Raw genomic sequence first — 5,213 nt, 5'->3', positions numbered from 1 at the left:
AGCCAGCCGATGCGTACCGCGGGCGAGAGGCTCTTGCTCACCGATCCGGTGTGGATCACCGAGTCGGGCGCGAGACCCTGCAGCGCTCCCACCGGGTCACGGTCGTAACGCAACTCGCCGTCGTAGTCGTCTTCGACGATCACCGCGTCGGTACGCGCGGCCCACTCGACGACCTCGGCGCGGCGATCCGGTGCCAGCGCCACGCCGAATGGATACTGATGACTCGGTGTCAGCACGACGGCGTCGACGCCGGCGTCGGCCAGACGCGACACGTCGGCACCCCGGGCATCGACGGGTAGCGGCGAGGTGGTGACACCGCGCCGGGCGATGACCTCCCGATGGAACGGCAGTCCGTGGCTTTCGACCGCCGCTCTTCTCTCGAACACGGTGCGCGACAACAGGTCCAGCGATCCACTGACCGAGGTGGTCAACACGATGCAGTCCGGGCTGGTTCGGACGCCGCGGGCGCGGGCGAGGTAGGCGGCCAGTTCGGTGCGCAGCGCCACGCTGCCGTTGGGTGCCGACGGCGCGAAGACGGAATCGGCGGCGCCGCTCAGCGCACGTCGTGTCGAGGCGGCCCATGCCGACCGGGGAAACAGCGACGGATTCGGTTGCCCGAGAGCGAAATCGTGGTCCGCAGTGGGCAGGGTGACCGTTGGTGGCGCCAGACTGGCCGGCTGTGGATGTATCCCGCCGGCCACTCGTGTGCCCGAGCCCTGACGCGCGGTGAGGCGGCCCTCGGCAACGAGTTCGGCGTACACGGCGGCCACCGTGCCGCGGGCGAGTCCGAGATCGGCGGCCAGCGACCGGTACGGAGGCACCATGGTGCCCGGGGGTAGCCGGCCATCGGAGATGGCGTCGCGCAGGGCGTCGGCGAGAGCGCGGCGCCGCATCGCTCCGCGTCCTCGTGCCGTCGTCGACGGGTCCGGCTGGAGATCGAGGAACAGGTCGGCGCCCAGGCGTGCCGCCACACGCTCCCACGGGTCGCCCTCGGTCGAATTGACCTTCTTTTCGGCCATCGGATTGTACCCCTTTTCCGGTGCAATTACTCCCTACCGTAGGTGACACGACACTTGAGATGAGAGAACTGGAGGAGGCAGGGATGCGGACAGTCGTGTTCGGGGCGAGCGGTGAGATCGGACGCCGCCTGGGCGAAACGTTGCAGAACAGAGGCATCGAGGTGGTCGCCGCGCAGAGGTCGGCCGGTGTCGATGTCTACACCGGCGACGGCGTGGCCCGGGCGTGCGCGGGTGCCGACGTGGTCGTCGACTGCGTCAACGTCACGACCACTCGTGCGAAGGTCGCCGTCGACTTCTTCGGCACGGCTGCGCGGCGGATCGCCGAGGGCGCGGTCACCGCCGGCGTGGGCCGGGTGGTCTGCCTGTCGATCATCAATGCCGCCGATCCGGCGGTCAACGCGAAGTTCGGCTACTACCAGGGCAAGGGTGAGCAGGAGCGGGTCTACCGCGAGTTGCTCGGGCCCGACGTGCTGAGGGTGGTGCACTCGGCGCAATGGTTCGAACTCGCCGAGCAACTGCTCGCGCGCACGAGTCTGGGGCCGGTGGCGGTGGTACCGCGCATGAGGTGTCGGCCCTTGGCGGCCGCCGACGCCGCCGATGCCGTGGCCGATGCGGCGCTCGAACCCGTACACGGCGATGTCGAGGTGGCCGGGCCGGAGGTGATCGATCTCGCCGATCTGGCGAAAGAGGTTGCTCGTCAGGACGGTTCCCCACGATGGGTGATTCCGGTGCGGATCGGGGGTAAGGCGCTTCGGACGGACGGGTTGCTGCCGCGCGGTGAGTTCGTGCAGACCGAGACAACCGTTGAGGCCTGGCTCGCCCGGCGCGGTGAGCGGGTGTCACGATGAGCCCGGCGGCGCGCGACGGGGTGCGCTATTGGTTACCAACGGCCAACCCCGGTGTCTACAAGGCGCTCGTCGCCCTTCAGCGCGCCTCGGCAGATGCGCTCGATCGAGAGCTGTTGGAACTCATCAAGATCCGCGCTTCGCAACTCAACGGGTGCGCATACTGCCTACACATGCATCTGTCCGATGCGCTCGGTCTCGGCATGGATCCGATCACCCTCGGGATGGTTGGGGTGTGGCGGGAATGTCTTTCGATGTTCGACGAGAAGTCCAGAGCGGCATTGGAGTTGACCGAGTACGTCACACGGATCGGTGACGACGGGGTGCCCGACGAGGTCTACGAGCGGGTGCGTTCGGTATTCGGCGACGCGGCCTTCGGTCAGGTGCTCGCATCGATCGCCATGATCAATGTCTGGAACCGGATTGCCCTCACCGGGGGCTATCCGGCCGGTCTCGATGAGCGCACGCTGCGTTCCTGAGTTCTCGCCGACAGGTGTCACCACAGGGGGCGGGGAGTGGCGTCCGCGCCGAGTCTCTGCAATGCGCCGACGACCGTCGCCATCGCGTCGTGCCCGATGTCGCACTCGAGGTCGGCGGCGACGTCGGCGGCGCTCTGCGCGGCCAGCCGGGTCACCGCCCGACCGCGTCGGGTGAGTTCGACCAGCCGCGCTCGCCGATCGGTCGGATGCGGCCCGCGTGTGACGTAGCCCTGATCCTCCAGCGTTTCCACGATCGCGGAGGCCGATTGCTTGGTGACCCCGAGGTGCGTGGCGATCTCGTTGACCGTCGCCCCGGCGGAGGCGATCCGCGCGAACACCAGTCCGTGCACCGGACGTAGGCCCGGGTGTCCGTGCGCGACGACCCGGGAGTTGATGTGTTCGGTGACCGCCGCCTGTGCGCGCATCAACAAGAAGGGGAGATCGGCCATCGGGGGACCCGGGGTTGACATGTGGACAGTCTAGCTGTCTTATAAAGACAGTTTAACTGTCTGATGGGGAGTGGTGGTCATGTCTGTTGTCGTCCGACCGGTGGTTCACGGAATGCATGGAGCGCGGTTCGAGTCCTTTGTGGCGCCGTCGCCCGGTAGCGCCGAATTATGTGCGTGGCGAACGGTTCTGGAACCGGAGCAGTTCGGCACGGCGCATCGGGTGGACCGTGAGGAGATCTTTCTCGTGCTGAGCGGGGAGCCGGAGTGCGAGCTCGATGGTCGGCGGCACACTTTGACGGCGGGGTCGGTCGTCCATGTACCGGCCGGGTCGCGGGTGCGGCTGGACAACCCGGGATCGGCGGAGGCGACGGTGTGGGTCACCGCACCGGCCGGCCTGACCGCGGTCACCGACTCCGGGGAGACAATCACTCCGCCCGGGGCTCGCTAGGGCGTGTCTCCCACACCCCGGGTTCACAACTTGCGCAGGCGAACCCGATTGATCGAGTGGTCGGCGTCCTTGCGGAGTACCAGGCTCGCTCGGGGGCGGGTCGGCAAGATGTTCTCGCGCAGGTTGGGCAGGTTGATGGAGGTCCAGATGTCGCGCGCGGCGATCATTGCCTGATCGTCGGTCAACGACGCGTAGTGGTGGAAGTGCGAATTGGGGTCGGCGAACGATGTCGACCGCATCTGCAGGAACCGGGAGATATACCATTTCTCGATGTCGTCGGTCTTGGCATCGACGTAGATCGAGAAGTCGAACAGGTCCGACACCATCAGGGTGGGTCCGGTCTGTAAGACGTTGAGCCCCTCCAGGATCAGGATGTCGGGCTGGCGGATGTAGTGGCGGACATCGGGAACGATGTCGTAGGTGAGGTGTGAATAGACCGGCGCGGTGACCTCCCGGGCGCCCGATTTCACCTCGGTGACAAAGCGCAACAGCGCCCGACGGTCATACGACTCGGGAAAACCCTTGCGGTGCATGATGGCCCGACGTTCCAACTCCGCGGTCGGCAGCAAGAAGCCGTCGGTGGTGACCAGATCGACCTTCGGATGCGACTCCCAGCGGGCGAGTAGCGCCGCGAGCACACGTGCGGTCGTCGACTTGCCCACGGCGACACTGCCCGCGATGCCGATCACGAACGGCACCTGCTTTTCTCCGTGGCGGTCGCCGAGGAAGGTCGAGGTCGCGGCGAACAGTCGTTGCCGCGCGGCCACCTGCAGATGGATGAGTCGCGACAACGGCAGGTAGACCTCGGCGACCTCGGTCAGGTCGATCTGCTCGCCGAGGCCGACGAGCTGATCGAGTTCGTCGGAGGTCAACACCATCGGCATCGATTCACGCAGTTCACGCCACTGTTTGCGGTCGAGTTCCATGTACAGGCTCGGATCGCGATCACTGGAGTGGCGTGCCATCAGCGCAGCACCGGACCCGTGACGGTCGCTGCAGGGGTGCTCGACATGCCACCCACCCTATAAGCACCGCCGAATCGGTCGCGCCGGAGCCCTATCGGGACGAACCGACATGATGGCGTGGCCGATGCGCGAGGTGGTGGGTAGCGTGTCCGACTATGTCTCCTGCCCAGGCGAGCACCTCCTCGTCCGACGTGGTCACCGCATACCTCCGGCTCGGGCTGGCCTTCGATCGCATCGAGGAGGGATTCGTCGACGCCTACACCGGCGACCCGAACCTGCGTGCCGCGGTGGGCAATGCGCCGGCACCGCAACCCGCCGAACTCGCCGATGTCGCACGGGGGCTGCTCGCCGACCTACCCGGCGACCTCGATCCCGACCGCGCCGCGTTCGTCGGCGCCCACCTGCGCGCACTGGAGTGTTCGGCCCGCAAGTTCGCCGGCGACGACATCGGCTTCGTCGACGAGGTGCGCGCCTACTTCGACGTCGACATCGAGCCGGAGGACCCGGCGATCTACCGGGCCGCCCACGTTGAACTCGCTGCGGCCCTGGGTGTTCCGGGAAGTTCGGGAGAGGCGCTGGCGGCGGCTTATGCCCGCCATCGGCGTGCCGACGAGATTCCGCCGGAACGGGTCGACGAGTGCGTACGTGCCTTCAGCGGCGCGCTGCGTGAGCGGGTGCGGGCCACCTATCCGCTGCCCGACTCCGAGATCGTCGACTTCGAGGTGGTCACCGACAAGCCGTGGTCGGGGTTCAACTACTACCTCGGCGACTATCGCTCCCGAGTGGCGATCAACGTCGATCTGACACAACACATGTCGAACCTGCCGCACCTGATCGCCCACGAGGCCTATCCGGGTCATCACACCGAACACTGCCGCAAGGAGCAGCGACTCGTCGGCGGGGGACAGCAGGAGCAGACGATATTTCTCGTGAACACCCCGCAATGCCTCATGGCCGAGGGTTTGGCCGACCACGCCCTGCACGCGATCGTCGGGCCCGAGTGGGGTG

7 protein-coding genes are annotated in these 5,213 nt (G+C 67.1%); 4 read left to right on the top strand and 3 right to left on the bottom strand.

The window, feature by feature from the left end; translation table 11 throughout:
• The coding region (locus B1964_RS05585) for a PLP-dependent aminotransferase family protein (RefSeq protein ID WP_079929158.1) at positions 1 to 1,019 on the bottom strand (1,019 nt) is incomplete at its 3' end.
• Between the two features lie 83 nt (positions 1,020 to 1,102).
• Between B1964_RS05585 and B1964_RS05580 the strand changes: the two genes are divergently transcribed.
• Positions 1,103 to 1,867: an NAD(P)H-binding protein gene (locus B1964_RS05580; RefSeq protein WP_079929157.1), complete on the top strand. Its 765-nt coding sequence runs from the start codon at positions 1,103 to 1,105 to the stop codon at positions 1,865 to 1,867.
• A complete protein-coding gene (locus B1964_RS05575; RefSeq protein WP_079929156.1) occupies positions 1,864 to 2,343 on the top strand; it encodes a carboxymuconolactone decarboxylase family protein in 480 nt (159 codons plus the stop codon). Before B1964_RS05580 ends, B1964_RS05575 begins: the two co-directional genes overlap by 4 nt.
• A gap of 17 nt (positions 2,344 to 2,360) precedes the next feature.
• Here the strand turns inward: B1964_RS05575 and B1964_RS05570 are convergent, their stop codons facing one another.
• The gene (locus B1964_RS05570) at positions 2,361 to 2,813 is read right to left on the bottom strand and encodes a MarR family winged helix-turn-helix transcriptional regulator (RefSeq protein ID WP_079929155.1); all 453 of its coding nucleotides are present in this window, start codon (positions 2,811 to 2,813) and stop codon (positions 2,361 to 2,363) included.
• 58 nt (positions 2,814 to 2,871) lie between these two features.
• On the opposite strand from B1964_RS05570, the gene B1964_RS05565 reads away from it, so the two are divergent.
• Positions 2,872 to 3,240 carry a cupin domain-containing protein gene (locus B1964_RS05565; protein ID WP_079929159.1) on the top strand — a complete coding sequence of 123 codons (369 nt, stop codon included), beginning with the start codon at positions 2,872 to 2,874 and terminating at the stop codon, positions 3,238 to 3,240.
• Positions 3,241 to 3,263: 23 nt separating this feature from the next.
• Here B1964_RS05565 and coaA read toward each other — a convergent pair whose 3' ends face one another.
• Positions 3,264 to 4,205 carry a type I pantothenate kinase gene (gene coaA / locus B1964_RS05560; protein WP_006372267.1) on the bottom strand — a complete coding sequence of 314 codons (942 nt, stop codon included), beginning with the start codon at positions 4,203 to 4,205 and terminating at the stop codon, positions 3,264 to 3,266.
• Positions 4,206 to 4,360: 155 nt separating this feature from the next.
• On the opposite strand from coaA, the gene B1964_RS05555 reads away from it, so the two are divergent.
• Positions 4,361 to 5,213: DUF885 domain-containing protein (locus B1964_RS05555; RefSeq protein WP_079929154.1), on the top strand; the 853-nt coding region annotated here is incomplete at its 3' end.

Origin of the sequence: Gordonia sp. i37 (assembly GCF_002043085.1) — a bacterium.
GTDB classification, from domain to species: Bacteria; Actinomycetota; Actinomycetes; order Mycobacteriales; family Mycobacteriaceae; genus Gordonia; species Gordonia polyisoprenivorans.
This window is presented reverse-complemented; position numbering and strand designations above follow the sequence as displayed.

Bases quoted from the DNA above. Each gene is read 5' to 3' on its own strand.
- B1964_RS05580 (WP_079929157.1), top strand. From the start codon at position 1,103: ATGCGGACAGTCGTGTTCGGGGCGAGCGGTGAGATCGGACGCCGCCTG.
- B1964_RS05575 (WP_079929156.1), top strand. From the start codon at position 1,864: ATGAGCCCGGCGGCGCGCGACGGGGTGCGCTATTGGTTACCAACGGCC.
- B1964_RS05570 (WP_079929155.1), bottom strand. From the start codon at position 2,813: ATGTCAACCCCGGGTCCCCCGATGGCCGATCTCCCCTTCTTGTTGATG.
- B1964_RS05565 (WP_079929159.1), top strand. From the start codon at position 2,872: ATGTCTGTTGTCGTCCGACCGGTGGTTCACGGAATGCATGGAGCGCGG.
- coaA (WP_006372267.1), bottom strand. From the start codon at position 4,205: ATGGCACGCCACTCCAGTGATCGCGATCCGAGCCTGTACATGGAACTC.